Source organism: Paenibacillus sp. SAF-068, from assembly GCF_051967555.1.
GTDB lineage: Bacteria > Bacillota > Bacilli > Paenibacillales > Paenibacillaceae > Paenibacillus.
Window position 1 is genome coordinate 788,654 of the sequence record NZ_JBQCJX010000001.1, and the last position, 13,255, is coordinate 801,908.

General features: G+C 45.2%; 16 protein-coding genes. All 16 read left to right on the top strand.

Features of this window, described 5'->3' with window-relative positions:
- Positions 1–179: 179 nt before the first annotated feature.
- The 16 genes from ACTHPG_RS03510 (at position 180) to ACTHPG_RS03585 (ending at position 13,140) form a co-directional block, all read left to right on the top strand.
- Complete coding sequence (locus tag ACTHPG_RS03510) at positions 180–620, top strand: cupin domain-containing protein (RefSeq protein ID WP_440387754.1); 441 nt, start codon at positions 180–182, stop codon at positions 618–620.
- A gap of 16 nt (positions 621–636) precedes the next feature.
- Positions 637–1,179 (top strand): hypothetical protein, encoded by a 543-nt coding sequence (locus ACTHPG_RS03515; RefSeq protein ID WP_440387755.1) that lies wholly within the window; start codon positions 637–639, stop codon positions 1,177–1,179.
- Positions 1,179–1,718: a GNAT family N-acetyltransferase gene (locus ACTHPG_RS03520; RefSeq protein WP_440390115.1), complete on the top strand. Its 540-nt coding sequence runs from the start codon at positions 1,179–1,181 to the stop codon at positions 1,716–1,718. Before ACTHPG_RS03515 ends, ACTHPG_RS03520 begins: the two co-directional genes overlap by 1 nt.
- Positions 1,719–1,765: 47 nt before the next feature.
- Positions 1,766–2,290 carry a YfiT family bacillithiol transferase gene (locus tag ACTHPG_RS03525; protein WP_440387757.1) on the top strand — a complete coding sequence of 175 codons (525 nt, stop codon included), beginning with the start codon at positions 1,766–1,768 and terminating at the stop codon, positions 2,288–2,290.
- Between the two features lie 34 nt (positions 2,291–2,324).
- A complete protein-coding gene (locus ACTHPG_RS03530; RefSeq protein WP_440387758.1) occupies positions 2,325–2,840 on the top strand; it encodes a GNAT family N-acetyltransferase in 516 nt (171 codons plus the stop codon).
- Between the two features lie 124 nt (positions 2,841–2,964).
- Positions 2,965–3,348 (top strand): VOC family protein, encoded by a 384-nt coding sequence (locus ACTHPG_RS03535; protein ID WP_440387759.1) that lies wholly within the window; start codon positions 2,965–2,967, stop codon positions 3,346–3,348.
- A 221-nt stretch (positions 3,349–3,569) separates the two neighbouring features.
- A complete protein-coding gene (locus ACTHPG_RS03540) occupies positions 3,570–4,289 on the top strand; it encodes a class I SAM-dependent methyltransferase (RefSeq protein WP_440387761.1) in 720 nt (239 codons plus the stop codon).
- Positions 4,290–4,506: 217 nt separating this feature from the next.
- Positions 4,507–5,196 (top strand): response regulator transcription factor, encoded by a 690-nt coding sequence (locus ACTHPG_RS03545; protein WP_440387762.1) that lies wholly within the window; start codon positions 4,507–4,509, stop codon positions 5,194–5,196.
- Positions 5,193–6,197: a sensor histidine kinase gene (locus ACTHPG_RS03550; RefSeq protein WP_440387764.1), complete on the top strand. Its 1,005-nt coding sequence runs from the start codon at positions 5,193–5,195 to the stop codon at positions 6,195–6,197. Before ACTHPG_RS03545 ends, ACTHPG_RS03550 begins: the two co-directional genes overlap by 4 nt.
- Before the next feature lie 116 nt (positions 6,198–6,313).
- Positions 6,314–7,069 (top strand): ABC transporter ATP-binding protein, encoded by a 756-nt coding sequence (locus ACTHPG_RS03555; RefSeq protein ID WP_440387765.1) that lies wholly within the window; start codon positions 6,314–6,316, stop codon positions 7,067–7,069.
- A complete protein-coding gene (locus ACTHPG_RS03560) occupies positions 7,066–8,991 on the top strand; it encodes an FtsX-like permease family protein (protein WP_440387766.1) in 1,926 nt (641 codons plus the stop codon). Before ACTHPG_RS03555 ends, ACTHPG_RS03560 begins: the two co-directional genes overlap by 4 nt.
- Before the next feature lie 214 nt (positions 8,992–9,205).
- Entirely contained in the window at positions 9,206–9,736 is a 531-nt protein-coding gene (gene pgsA, locus ACTHPG_RS03565) for a CDP-diacylglycerol--glycerol-3-phosphate 3-phosphatidyltransferase (protein WP_440387768.1), read from the top strand.
- A gap of 16 nt (positions 9,737–9,752) precedes the next feature.
- A complete protein-coding gene (locus ACTHPG_RS03570; protein WP_440387769.1) occupies positions 9,753–10,178 on the top strand; it encodes a GNAT family N-acetyltransferase in 426 nt (141 codons plus the stop codon).
- 48 nt (positions 10,179–10,226) lie between these two features.
- A complete protein-coding gene (locus tag ACTHPG_RS03575; protein WP_440387770.1) occupies positions 10,227–10,661 on the top strand; it encodes a GNAT family N-acetyltransferase in 435 nt (144 codons plus the stop codon).
- Positions 10,662–10,719: 58 nt separating this feature from the next.
- Complete coding sequence (locus ACTHPG_RS03580) at positions 10,720–11,940, top strand: RtcB family protein (RefSeq protein ID WP_440387771.1); 1,221 nt, start codon at positions 10,720–10,722, stop codon at positions 11,938–11,940.
- A 21-nt stretch (positions 11,941–11,961) separates the two neighbouring features.
- Positions 11,962–13,140 (top strand): DUF4272 domain-containing protein, encoded by a 1,179-nt coding sequence (locus ACTHPG_RS03585; RefSeq protein WP_440387772.1) that lies wholly within the window; start codon positions 11,962–11,964, stop codon positions 13,138–13,140.
- Positions 13,141–13,255 lie beyond the last annotated feature (115 nt).

A 13,255-nucleotide genomic window follows, 5' to 3' on the forward strand; every position in this document is an offset into this window, starting at 1 on the left:
GACTTCGACCTTAATACGGAAACTGGAAGAGAAGCGTTTCAAATTTTAGTAAAAGATATATCGTGAATATAACAGGAGAATCGACTTGTCTATGTCGAATGTTTTGTGTGAAGGGATTTTTTGTCAGTGGAATCTCTAGACGCAAATACGCTTGGCAAGTCGTAAGGAGTTGAATCGAATTGGATACAGAATTTTCAGAACAGAACTATGGTGAGACGGGTGTCAAAACCAGCTTCGAGCAGATGGCGAACGGAGAACAGAAATATAAAATGTTAGCAGAGGATGGCAGTTATTATTGCAGAACAGTTGCTTCTTCCCGTGGAGCATGGCAGAACAGTCATTTTCATACGAATCTAACGGAGTTTTATGTAGTGCAATCCGGATGGATTGCTTATGCAAATTTTACGGATGAACGGAATCTAGAACTAAGAGTTATGGGTAAAGGGGATCACATGATTGTAGAACCGGGAGTACACCATAATATATACATGTCAGCCCATAGTGTCATCCATACGATCAAATACGGTTTGAACACACATGGCGATTGGTCTGCTTCTCCGGAATTGGACAGCCTTACACAGGCACTAATGGAGAGCGAATTGCTCCAGACTTACGGTTAATCTTGGGGGTAAATACATGCGTAGAAGTACGATATGTTGGCTAACAGGCATTGCGGTTGTTACTGTGGCGGTCTTCATTATATATAATAATCTGAATCCAAGCGTTACAGCGCAGGATGTTAGCTTAAAGGGCACGATTCGGCAGACAGCTGCGGAGGAGTACGAGGTGCAATTAACCATAATACGAAGAAAAGAAGATAAGGGACAGCATACGGTATATCCCGTTGTGCCTGGCTGGGGTTCAATAACTTTTAGTGATAAAGAGGACAGCCGATTTATTCAACCTGCTTCGGTTGGCAGCACGGGTGCAACGGAAGAGGTTCTTCGTCAAGCGTTAGAGAGGCAGTCATCCACGGCAATGACCGAATTTTCAGGATACTCCATACCTGATGCAGCGAGCACGTACAAGATGCGTTTTACCATTCATCCTTTGGGTGAGAAAGCAGAACCAATTAAGCAACCTATGATCTATTATGTTCATGAGGAAAGTGTGTTGGGCAAGGACCTGAGCTGGGTCTCGGGAAATCCTCTTGAAATCATTAAGGAGTATGCAGAGTGATGCCAATCTATGAATGGAATGAGATTACGGTACGTTTACTAGATGAAAAAGATGAACACCATCTGGTAAAGTGGCTGACTGACCCGGAGATTCTTCAATACTATGAAGGCCGTGATCGGCCGCATGATCTTTATCTGGTTAGAGAACATTTTTACAATCAGGATGATGATGCTACCCGTTGTATCGTAGAGTATGGAAGAAATCCGATTGGATACATTCAGTTCTATAAGCTTGAGGAAGAAGAACGAACGGAGTATGGTTATGGAGACACGGATGGGATCATCTATGGAACGGATCAGTTTATTGGTGAGGTAGGCTACTGGAATAAAGGCATCGGGACATTGCTGGTGCAATCCATGCTGGCTTATCTGATTAATGAACAACAAGCCTGTAAAGTGGTTATGGACCCTCAAGCCTGGAACTTGCGAGCGATATTCTGTTATGAGAAATGTGGTTTCCAAAGGATTAAGCTGTTGGAGAAACATGAGCAGCACGAAGGACAGATGAGAGACTGCTGGCTCATGGAATATGCTCCTTAGATAAGGTTAAACGTTATTTTGAATCAACATTCAAGGAGGAAGAATGAATGGATGTAAGATTTCCGATAGGACCATTTGTACACACGGGTGAAGTTACTTTGGCACAGCGGGAGAAGTGGATTCAGGACATTGCTGAGCTACCTGAACGCGCGCGAGAAGCGGTAAAGGGACTGAGTGAAGAGCAATTAAGTCTGCCGTATCGAGAAGGTGGATGGATGCTCAAACAGGTCATTCACCACATGGCAGACAGCCATATGAACAGTATGATTCGTTTCAAATTGGCACTGACAGAGGATACACCTACGATTCGACCGTATTATGAAGAGCGTTGGGCTGAACTGAGTGATTCAAGGGACCTGGATGTTGAGTTCTCGCTTCAGATTCTGGATGCACTTCATCGTCGTTGGGTGTTTCTGTTAAACGCATTAACAGATGCAGATTATGCCAAACAATTCTATCATCCCTCATCGCAAGAAACCACGAGACTGGATTATAATCTGGGCATGTATGCTTGGCATGGCAAACACCATGTTGCTCATATCACATCGCTTCGAGATCGATTGGGAATATAGTTAGGCAAAATATCTTATTAGGGAGAATTGATTAATGACTGTACATATCAGACTATTAAATGAAAGCGATCCTGTCATCATTTCCAAGGCGTTTCAGGAGCAGGGGTGGGGGAGATACGCTGAGCAGTATCTTCATTACTTGGCTGAACAACAGAATGGGGACCGTGTAACCTTGGTAGCCGAGTTGAACGGAGAATTTGCCGGATACGTGAATGTATTGTGGCATTCCAAATACCCGTCTTTCAGGGAACAAGGCATTCCCGAAATTAACGATTTCAATGTGCTGATCAAGTTCCAACGCCAAGGTATTGGTTCACGGTTGATGGACCGCGCAGAGGAAGTTATTTCGGAGCGAACGGATGTAGCAGGTATTGGTGTAGGCGTATTTTCAGATTATGGCAAAGCACAAGTTTTATATGCCCATCGCGGATACATACCGGACGGTCACGGTGTACACAAGCATGATCATTACATTCAGCCGGGTGAAGAAACGATTATAGACGACGATGTTGTGCTTTATCTGACGAAGGAGTTAAAAGCTGCACAATAAGTGTGATGTGTACTGTGAAATAAAGAGGACAATAAAATCCGTCATGCATGTTATACTCTATTGGAATTTGAGGAATGATAAGCAGGATGTTGAGAGATTAGATGATCAGAGGAGTGAATGATCCATGTTTAGCAAAGTTGGCCAGATTATGTTGTATGTCAATAATCAAGATGAATCCCTGGCTTTTTGGACCGGAGTCGCAGGTTTCCACATTGTGGATGAAGTAAACCTTGATGAGGGCATGAGATGGATTGAGATTGCGCCTACCCCAGATTCGCAGACGAGTATTATTCTCCATGACAAAGAGTTCGTCGAACGGATGTCGGCGGGTGTAAATCTCGGCACACCTTCGTTAATGTTCTTCACCGAAAATCTGGGTCAATTATATGCCGATTTGTCTGGCAAACATGTAACGGTTGGAGAGATTGTCGAGATGCCAACCGGGCGTGTTTTCAACTTTGCTGATAACGAAGGGAATTACTTCGCAGTCTTGGAACGGGCAAAATGAATAACAACTCAAAAGCGCTAAGCTTTTTAAGCGATCGACATCCATGTCGGTCGTTTTTTTGTTGGGAAAAAGCTTATGTTTTGGAGTAGAAAAACGCAAGAAAAATAGAGTATTAATGGGTATAAATGTTATAATAGAGTGTGGCGAATTTAATGAGAATTACGAGAAATGAACAGTCGGATATGAAGGTGAGGATGGAAAATTTAAGGAGGAATGTGGTTGTGGAAAAGACGATTAAAAGTGTACAGGATCTGTATGATATGCTCGATGCGGACTTCAGATCTGCCAAGCAATTCTGGGAGCCATTCTATGAGGATCGGAACAGACCCATTCCCTTTTTCCCAAACAAACCGGATGAGAATCTGGTAGCTCATGTGAATGCAGGTGTGCTGACAGGCGGTAAAGCACTGGAATTGGGTTGTGGTCCGGGCAGAAATTCGCTGTATTTAACGCGCGAAGGATATCAGGTGGATGCTTATGATCTTTCCGAGACAGCGATTGCCTGGGCTAAGGAGAGGGCAGCAGAAGAACAACTGGACGTGAACTTTGAGTGTGGCTCCGTGTTTGAACTGGCTCCAGAGCAAGAATATGACCTTGTCTACGACTCGGGTTGTCTGCACCATCTGTTACCTCATCAGCGCATTCCCTACATAGAAATGATCCACAATGCACTCCGGCCGGAAGGATATTTTGGAATGACCTGTTTCGCTCCTGGATTTGGCGATATTGGTGGGCCGGAGATTGTTATGAATGACTGGCAAGTGTATCAAGAGAAGTCGATGCGAGGTGGTCTAGCATTCACGGAGGAGAAACTTCGCTACATGCTGGAAGATGGTTTCGAGTGTGCCCAGTTCCGTGCGATGAAGGCGATGGAGCAGCATGAACCGTATTTTGGTGTACCTTTTCTGTGGGCCACGTTGTGGAGAAAGAAAAACTCGTAAGATTAGGGGGAAACTACTGAGAGCTAATATGCATAGTGTTTTGTCTCGTTTTTTACGAAGTATGGATACCTTTTGATATAAGCCCAACTTCCCTGTACACTGGAATCAGCGATCGGAAGAATGATTCGTAAGAGTGACGGTGACGTCTCGACAGTAACGGAGTCTAATTGCCCTTACCTTAGTGGACCGTAGAAGATCAGAAACGTGGTGAAGTCTATTGTTTAAAATTATGCTCATTGAAGACGATGAATCGTTATTCAGTGAAATTAAGCAACGCTTGTCCCAATGGTCGTATGACGTGTATGGTGTGCAGGACTTTGGCAGGGTATTGCAGGAGTACAGCTTAATTCAGCCGCAATTGGTCATTATTGATATTCAGTTACCCCAATATGACGGGTTTCATTGGTGCCGGATCATTCGTTCGCACTCCAATGTGCCGATTATCTTTTTGTCCTCACGGGATCATCCTGCGGATATGGTCATGTCCATGCACTTGGGTGCAGACGATTTTATCCAGAAGCCTTTTCACTTCGATGTGTTGATAGCTAAGATTCAGGCGACTCTGCGGAGGGTGTACAACTATAATACAGAGCATATTGAACTTCGGACTTGGCGCGGTGCGGCTATTGAATATGTGAAAAATACGTTGACCTGTGGGGATGAAACTGTCCTGTTAACCAAAAATGAGATGTTCATTCTTAAAGTGCTGATTGAGCACAAAAATCAGATTGTTACCCGTGAGGATCTCATTCGGAGCTTATGGGATCATGAGCATTTCGTGAGTGACAATACGCTGACGGTTAACGTTAATCGGTTACGAAAGAAGCTTGAACCCATGGGTTTGGAGCAGTACATTGAAACCAAAGTAGGTCAGGGGTACATGGCGACGGAAGAGGCGGAAGCATGATCGGAAAGTACATACGAGAAAGGGCTAGTTGGTTATGGTTACTGGTGAGCATACAGCTTATTATTTTATTGGTGGCTTACATGGACTCGTCCATTCCATTCCAATCTGTGGTGTATATCGTAGTCCTGAATGTGGTGGTCTGTCTTGTTTTTATCTGGGCGAGATACCTGAAAGAGACTCGTTTCTATGCAAAATTGAGTACCTGGGATCAAACTTATGATCTGGGAGAACTCGATATCGCCGATAGTCCGTATGAGCAGATCGTACACGAGGCCGTCAGTGCTCAGACACAGCGGTATCGTAAGGAGTCGTCACATCATTTTATCGCCCTGGAACAGGAGAAGGACGAGATGTTGTCCTGGATTCATGAAGTGAAGACTCCACTGACTGCGTTGCAACTGATGATTGAGCGTTTGCCAGATGACAAGTTACAGAGCCAAATGACATATGAATGGTTACGAATTCATCAGTTGCTGGATCAGCAGCTTCATCAGAAGCGTATTCCGTTCATGCATAATGATCTGTTCATCGAAAAGACGGAATTAGAACCGGTATTAAATAGCGAGATCCGAGCACTGAGATCATGGTGCATATCCAGGGGCATTGGCTTTGATGTGTCTTTAATGGTATCGAGCGTGCTCACAGACAGCAAATGGTTAGGTTTCATCCTCCGGCAGTTGTTGAGTAATGCGGTGAAATATAGCGATTCATCGGACATCCTCATTGAAAGTCGGGAACAGGATGGACACATCCTACTCCGGATTCAGGATCACGGGCGAGGGATTGAGGCTCAGGATCTGCCGCGTATATTTGATAAAGGGTTTACGTCTTCCCGGGGCAGAATGGATGGAGCGGCGACCGGGATGGGGCTGTATCTGGTCCGACAGGTGGTCCAAACCCTTCATATGAGCATTCATGTAGAGTCTTCTCCTGGGGAGGGCACAACGGTTACACTTACGTTTCCGCGAAAAAACGACATGGTGCATCTTGCAGGCGTGTGACAACAATGTCACATGCTTTTTGGTTTTGTTCGGTGAATCGCACGATAACACTGCACATCCCGCCTATGATATAAACATGAGCATTATGCAGAAGATCAAAGAGGAGTGAGTGGGATATGTGGATACTGGAAGCCAAAAAAATTCATAAAGTCTATGGTAACAAATTAAATAAACAGGAAGTGCTGAAAGGAATTGATCTCGGGGTAAGCAAGGGAGAGTTTGTCGGTATTATGGGGCCTTCGGGTTCAGGTAAAACGACGCTGCTTAATGTGCTTTCCTCCATCGATCGGGTGAGCCAGGGCACGATTGATATTGAAGGCAAGGAATTTACCGGAATGAAGGAAAAACAGTTGGCTGAATTTCGCAAGCATCATCTGGGCTTTATTTTTCAGGAATATAATCTGCTGGATACCCTTACGGTGAAGGAAAACGTATTATTGCCGCTCTCGATCACGGGCATACCAAAGCAGGAGGCACATCGGAAGTTTGAACAGATTGCCCGTGAACTGGGGATCTACGAATTAAAAGACAAGTATCCATCTGAGATCTCGGGGGGTCAGAAGCAACGGACTTCGGCAGCACGAGCCTTTGTCCACGAGCCGAGTATCATTTTTGCGGATGAACCGACAGGAGCGTTGGATTCCAAATCCGCTTCGGATCTGCTCGGCAAGTTAAGTGATATGAACAGCACACGAAAGGCGACCATTATTATGGTTACCCATGATCCGGTTGCTGCAAGCTATTGCAGCAGAGTGATCTTCATTCGAGACGGTCAGATCTACACCCAGCTGAATAAAGGAGACGAGTCCCGGCAATCATTCTTCAACGACATTATCAAAACTCAGGGCGTGCTGGGTGGTGTACAGCAATGAGCTTGAACTATATCATCCTCCGCAATCTTAGGAAAAATCTGAAGAATTATTATCTCTATGTATTTGCGCTTGTGTTCAGTGTAGCTTTGTATTTTTCCTTTGTGACGTTACAGTATGATCCTTCGATGGATGAGGTAGCTGCTTCAACGAAAGGTGCGGCGGCGATAGGCGCGTCTTCGGTATTGTTAATCGGTATTGTCGGTATTTTTCTGTTATATGCCAATACCATTTTTATCAAGCGGCGCAGCAAAGAAATTGGATTATTTCAATTGATCGGACTGACGAAGGGCAGAATTTTTGGCATTTTGAGCGCAGAGAACAGTATCCTTTATTTTGGCTCCATGGCCATTGGTGTGATGATCGGGTTTCTTGCATCCAAGCTGGTCTTAATGATATTGTTCAAAATTCTCGGTGTGGATGCGATAACCAAACTGTACTTCTCTCCGATGGCACTGCTGCAAACGGTGATTGTCTTTACGATCATGTATCTGCTCATCATGCTGATGAATTATATCTTTATCAAGCGCCAGAATATACTCTCGCTCTTTCGGGTATCGGCCACCTCGGAGCAGCAGGTGCAGAAGATGTCGTTTGGACAGATGATCGTTGGCGTCTTGGGCATTGCCCTGATCGTGTATGGATACTTCGTGTCTGCACGGTTGTTCAGTGGTGAGGCAATGGATATGCAGCAGTTGATGTATACGATGATCCTGATTCTGTTCTCGGTCATACTGGGGACATACCTGTTCTACAAGGGGTCAGTCAGTTTTATCTTTAATCTGGTTCGCAAAAGCAAAAACGGCTACCTATCCATTCATGAGGTGTTATCGTTATCTTCAATCATGTTCCGCATGAAGTCTAATGCATTGCTTCTCACGATTATTACAACCGTGTCTGCACTTGCGATTGGCATGCTGTCACTTAGTTACATTTCGTATTATTCGGCAGAGGCTCAGGCTAGGGAAAGCTTGCCAGAGGATTTCTCTTTTGCTCAAGCGAATGTGAAAAATCGTTTTGTAGCAGAGCTGGATAACAATCAAATTCCATATGAAGAGAAGCATAGAGAACCTATTTATATTGAAATTGATGCACATGAAGTAATGGATGACATGACGGTGGGGGAGCTGTTGTTCAGCAGTGTAGTGAGTGACAGGATGGTAGATAACATCGATCTGAAACCAGGAGAAGTCATTTTCATGGGATACGGCAATGTAGTTCAGCAATTCTTCTCCATTCGGGGTGAGGGTCCCATTGTGCTACATGGGTTGAAAAAAACGATTGACCAGCAATTGATTGGCACCACCAAACAGGGGGTTCTTCCCGTGTATTACACCAAAGGTACGCCTGTAGCAGTTGTGGATGAATCGGTTTACGCGGAGCTTGCCCAGGATCTGGATTCGAGCATTCAGGTGGGGGAAGCGACGGATTATTACGGTGTACAAATTACAGATCCCAGTCACGAAGAGAATGCGTATGCGATTTTTGCAGATCTGCAATTGAAGGCTCCCAGCTTCTCACAGATCGAATTCAGAAATAACCAACGGTCCAATATGGGTCTGATTATGTTCATTGTTGGTTTTCTTGGTTTGACGTTCTTAATTACATCAGGATGTATCCTGTACTTTAAACAAATGAATGAGAGTGAAGAGGAGAAGGGCAATTATACCATTCTGCGAAAGCTCGGATTTACGCAAGGCAATCTGTTGCGTGGCATTCAGATCAAGCAATTGTTCAACTTCGGTATTCCGCTTGTGGTGGGACTGAGTCATAGTTACTTTGCCGTAAAATCAGGTTGGTTTTTCTTTGGTACGGAACTGGCGACACCTACGGTTATTGTCATGATTGTGTATACCTTGTTATATTCGATCTTTGGTCTATTGTCTGTGTGGTACTATAAACGGGTGATTAAGGAAGCTTTGTAGAATGAGGTCAGGAGTAAGTGACATAGCAAAATAGGCTAATTAATGGGCAGCTGTATGAATACAGGCTGCCATTTTTCTTTTCTACGTGCAAGGATACATGGAAAAAAAGGATGATCATGGAACTGGGTCGAAATGTGTATAGAGACTGGACCCGAATAAGTAAATGGAAAAAAGATCAGTAAGCTACCATGGAAGTGAGGAGTGGAGAAATCTAATGAATTTGGCAAATCAAATCACGTTGGCTAGAATCTTGTTGATTCCATTGTTTATGATTTCTTTTCTGAATCAACAAAGTATGATAACTGCTCTATTTATATTTGCCATAGCGGCAGGCACGGATAAACTGGATGGATATGTGGCTAGAAAATATAATCAAATTACGAATCTGGGCAAGCTGCTTGATCCACTAGCGGACAAATTGTTGATTGCAGCGGCGCTGATCATGATGGTTCAGGAGGATATGATCAGTTCATGGATTGCTGTAATCATTATAGGCCGTGAAATTGTGATTACTGCTTTACGAATGGTAGCCACAGAGCAGGGCATCGCTCTTGCTGCCGATCAATATGGGAAAATCAAAATGGTATTGCAGGTGGCGGCCATCATCGCTGTCTTATTGAATCATGTCCCGTTCAGTTTGCTGTCGGATGTACGGGTTGATATGATTTTATTGTGGCTAGCGGCAGGAGTTACGCTGTTATCGGGATTAAACTACATTATTCTAAATTATAAACTGCTGAGATAAAAGGAGCTGATAGGAGATGTTGAAAGGAAATATTAACCCAAGCACTTCAGAGGATTCAGAGTATGTTCGCCAGCAACTTATTGCATTTAATGCTACGCATGTGAGCGGGGAATTAAGGCATCGTTACGAAGAATTGAATTTCAATATTAAAAATGAGAACGGTGAGATTGTTGCAGGTGTGCTTAGTACGCTTTGCTGGAACTGGCTGGAGGTTGACATTCTTTGGGTAGAATCTGAACAACGGCATCGGGGATATGGTTCACAGTTGTTGCTTGAAGTTGAGCGAATTGCCCGAGAGAAATCTTGTGATTTTGTCAAATTGAACACCTTCTCCTATCAAGCACCGGAATTTTACAAGAAGCATGGTTACCAATTGATCACAACGATCGAGAATGCACCAACAGGGCATCAACATTATTATTTCAAGAAAGACCTCGTTTAAAATAGAAGATAGAATACCAAATTAGAGAGAACGTCAGGGGGATGTTGTATGGTTACGATCAAAGCTATTGAACTACAGGATCTGTCGGCTTTAAGCAAACTGTATGATGAGTTGATGGGAGTGCCTACCCATGAGCAACAGATGAAAAAGATGTTCCAATACATACAGCAGAACGGTCATTATCATGTGCTTGGGGCATTTTACAATGGTAAACTGGTTGGTTCCGTTATGGGGATTGAGTGTATGGATCTGGTAGGTCCATGTAAACCGTTCATGGTTGTGGAGAATGTAATTGTATCGGACCAGGTACGCAGGCAGGGCATTGGGCAGAGATTAATGCTCCAGATTGAGCGGATCGCGAAAGATCTGGGTTGTGGTTACATGATTCTGGTGTCTGGCGATCAACGTAAGGAGGCGCATATATTTTATGAGAAACTGGGTTTCAGGGATGAGAAGGTGCAGGGTTACCGGAAGCATCTTTAAATGGCCACGTTGATCTCTGTTAAACTAATCAAATCATACATAGGAGGTTAACACAATCATGCGTATCGTAGATAACATTAAAGTCTGGGGGGAGCCGCTGGAGAACGCCGTAAGTCAGGCGGTGATTTGCTCGCAATATGGAGATGTATTGGGTGTGGCTCTGATGGCCGACCATCACAAAGGTTACTCGCAACCCATCGGTGGTGTGGTCGCTTATCGAAATATGATCAGTCCGTCAGGTGTCGGATATGACATTGCCTGTGGCAACAAGGCTGTGCGCACCAATCTGATGTGGGATGATATTCGGGATCAGATGGGTACGATCATGGATGACATCAATTCGACCATATCTTTCGGCGTGGGTCGTAACAATCCAACACCCGTGGATCATGAACTGTTCGACGACGCGAGCTGGAAGCTGTTTGATACCATTGAACCGGGATTACAACATAAGCTGAAGACACTCGCACGCAACCAACTCGGGACCGTAGGCAGTGGTAATCATTTCGTGGATATTTTTGTAGAAGAGGCAACGGGAAAGGTCTGGATCGCGAATCATTTTGGCAGCCGCGGGTTCGGTCACAAAGTGGCGAGTGGTTTCCTTAACCTGGCCGCAGGGCGTCAGTTCAGTGGCAAAGCGCCGGGCGAATCCATGGACCAACCGCCTACGTTGTTTGACTTGAACAGTGAAATGGGTGATATGTATTGGGATGGAATGACTTTGGCAGGCCGATACGCCTATGCAGGACGTGATTATGTCATTGAACAGGTGCTCGGAATTCTCGGCGCAAGCGCTGAATACGCGGTACATAACCATCACAATTTTGCCTGGAAGGAACAGCACATGGGTGAAGAGGTCGTCGTGGTTCGCAAAGGCGCAACGCCGCTCGCACCCGGTCAACTCGGTTTTGTGGGAGGCAGTATGGGGGATATCTCGGTAATTGTGGAGGGGATTCACAGCGAGGAGAATACCGAGTCATTCCGCAGTACCGTACATGGGGCAGGGCGCACGATGAGCCGAACCCAGGCGGCTGGCAAAATGAATTACAAGCTGCGCACACGCATGGGCGGTGAGATTAGCGAAGCACAGATGCATGAGGCGATTCGCGCTTACGGCGTTGAACTGCGGGGAGCGGGCACAGACGAAAGTCCATTTGTGTATAAGAAACTGCAAGACGTACTGAACGCACATGCGAATACGCTGAAAATCAACCATGTGCTGCGTCCCGTTGGTGTCGCCATGGCCGGAGGGAACGAATTCGATCCATACAAGGATTAGTCAGAAAAGAGGGTGGACTTCATGAGAAATTGTGCGATATACAGCTCTCAGTTTGACCTGGATCAGCTGTTTGAATTGATTCAATCCATTTATCCTGAGGGCAAGATTAACCGCCGGGAAGACAAGACCCATATTCAAGTGACTCAGAAGAAATGGCTCAGTAAAAAAATCAAAGGCTTCAATATCATGACCAGCCAGACACATCCTGAGGAATTTACGACAATGATTCAGGGAATGCTTGGATTTTTGAGTCAGATTGAAGGCCGCAATGCTTCGCTTCAGGAAAAGGTATTAATCAAATGTTCCACCCTCAATATGGTGGTTGGTATTGAGACGGAAGAGGATATTTCGGAGGAATTCTTCGGCGAGTTATTGCAACTGGCTGATGCTCTGGATGCTGTGATCTTCTGGGGAGGTGGATCTCTGCTGAATGCACAAGGCCAGTTATTGCTGGATGTGAATGGAGAGTCAGAGGTAGAGGACTACACGGTGACTGCGCACACCAATTTTCTTGACGGGAACAGACCCCAGTCGGAATCTGGCATTCAACGTAAAGTGCGTTCAGAGCAATTGTTGACGGAACAAGGCATTCCGTATAATGCGAACTTGCCTGCAAGGGCTGGAGAAGAGCACGCCACCATTCGGAGTAAAGAGGAAGTCGGGCGCCGTGCGGTTGCCTTGTGTCTTGCCGCGCTTAAAGGAGAGTGTCTGGGAGCAGGTGAAAGCGCGGATGATACCGCAGCTCTGGTTCAGGAAGTGATCGACAAGTATGAGGCGGAATCCTTTTTTTCACCCGTAGAGAAGAGGTTTATCGAACAAAACGGAGCAGAACAGCAGGAGATCATCGCCTTCTCTTGGGGATATGAAGCTTACCACGTGATGTTGTGGGCGCTGGGTTATGTCGAGGAATTGGGTGCACCAACGGAGTTGTGCAACGTAGGGAAGGATGTCGGTTATTTGCAACAGAAGGACAGCTTTGCCGACTTTCTCTCCGATGCATCTCTGCGTAACAAGAGCGAGATTGTGGATGAAGCAGATCTGATCTACCGGTATAACTGGGTGTGTGTGGATAGTCGTGTCAAAGAAAAAACACCTCCCGCTGGCTTGAATGGTGGAGTGGCTTATGAACGTCACCGTGCTTTGAACTGGCTGATCTGTTATCTGGATCAGGAGTGGGATGATGTGCGCACAGATACGTAGTACAATTACACAACATACAACAATGCAAATACCCCTATAGCCGGTCGAATACGGTTAAAGGGGTGTTTGGCGTGCTGTTCTGTGTGGACATAAGCTTTATCCCATGCATGCTTCA

Coding starts and splice junctions, on each gene's coding strand:
- ACTHPG_RS03515 (WP_440387755.1), top strand. CDS start 637: ATGCGTAGAAGTACGATATGTTGGCTAACAGGCATTGCGGTTGTTACT.
- ACTHPG_RS03520 (WP_440390115.1), top strand. CDS start 1,179: ATGCCAATCTATGAATGGAATGAGATTACGGTACGTTTACTAGATGAA.
- ACTHPG_RS03525 (WP_440387757.1), top strand. CDS start 1,766: ATGGATGTAAGATTTCCGATAGGACCATTTGTACACACGGGTGAAGTT.
- ACTHPG_RS03530 (WP_440387758.1), top strand. CDS start 2,325: ATGACTGTACATATCAGACTATTAAATGAAAGCGATCCTGTCATCATT.
- ACTHPG_RS03535 (WP_440387759.1), top strand. CDS start 2,965: ATGTTTAGCAAAGTTGGCCAGATTATGTTGTATGTCAATAATCAAGAT.
- ACTHPG_RS03550 (WP_440387764.1), top strand. CDS start 5,193: ATGATCGGAAAGTACATACGAGAAAGGGCTAGTTGGTTATGGTTACTG.
- ACTHPG_RS03555 (WP_440387765.1), top strand. CDS start 6,314: ATGTGGATACTGGAAGCCAAAAAAATTCATAAAGTCTATGGTAACAAA.
- ACTHPG_RS03560 (WP_440387766.1), top strand. CDS start 7,066: ATGAGCTTGAACTATATCATCCTCCGCAATCTTAGGAAAAATCTGAAG.
- pgsA (WP_440387768.1), top strand. CDS start 9,206: ATGAATTTGGCAAATCAAATCACGTTGGCTAGAATCTTGTTGATTCCA.
- ACTHPG_RS03570 (WP_440387769.1), top strand. CDS start 9,753: ATGTTGAAAGGAAATATTAACCCAAGCACTTCAGAGGATTCAGAGTAT.
- ACTHPG_RS03575 (WP_440387770.1), top strand. CDS start 10,227: ATGGTTACGATCAAAGCTATTGAACTACAGGATCTGTCGGCTTTAAGC.
- ACTHPG_RS03580 (WP_440387771.1), top strand. CDS start 10,720: ATGCGTATCGTAGATAACATTAAAGTCTGGGGGGAGCCGCTGGAGAAC.
- ACTHPG_RS03585 (WP_440387772.1), top strand. CDS start 11,962: ATGAGAAATTGTGCGATATACAGCTCTCAGTTTGACCTGGATCAGCTG.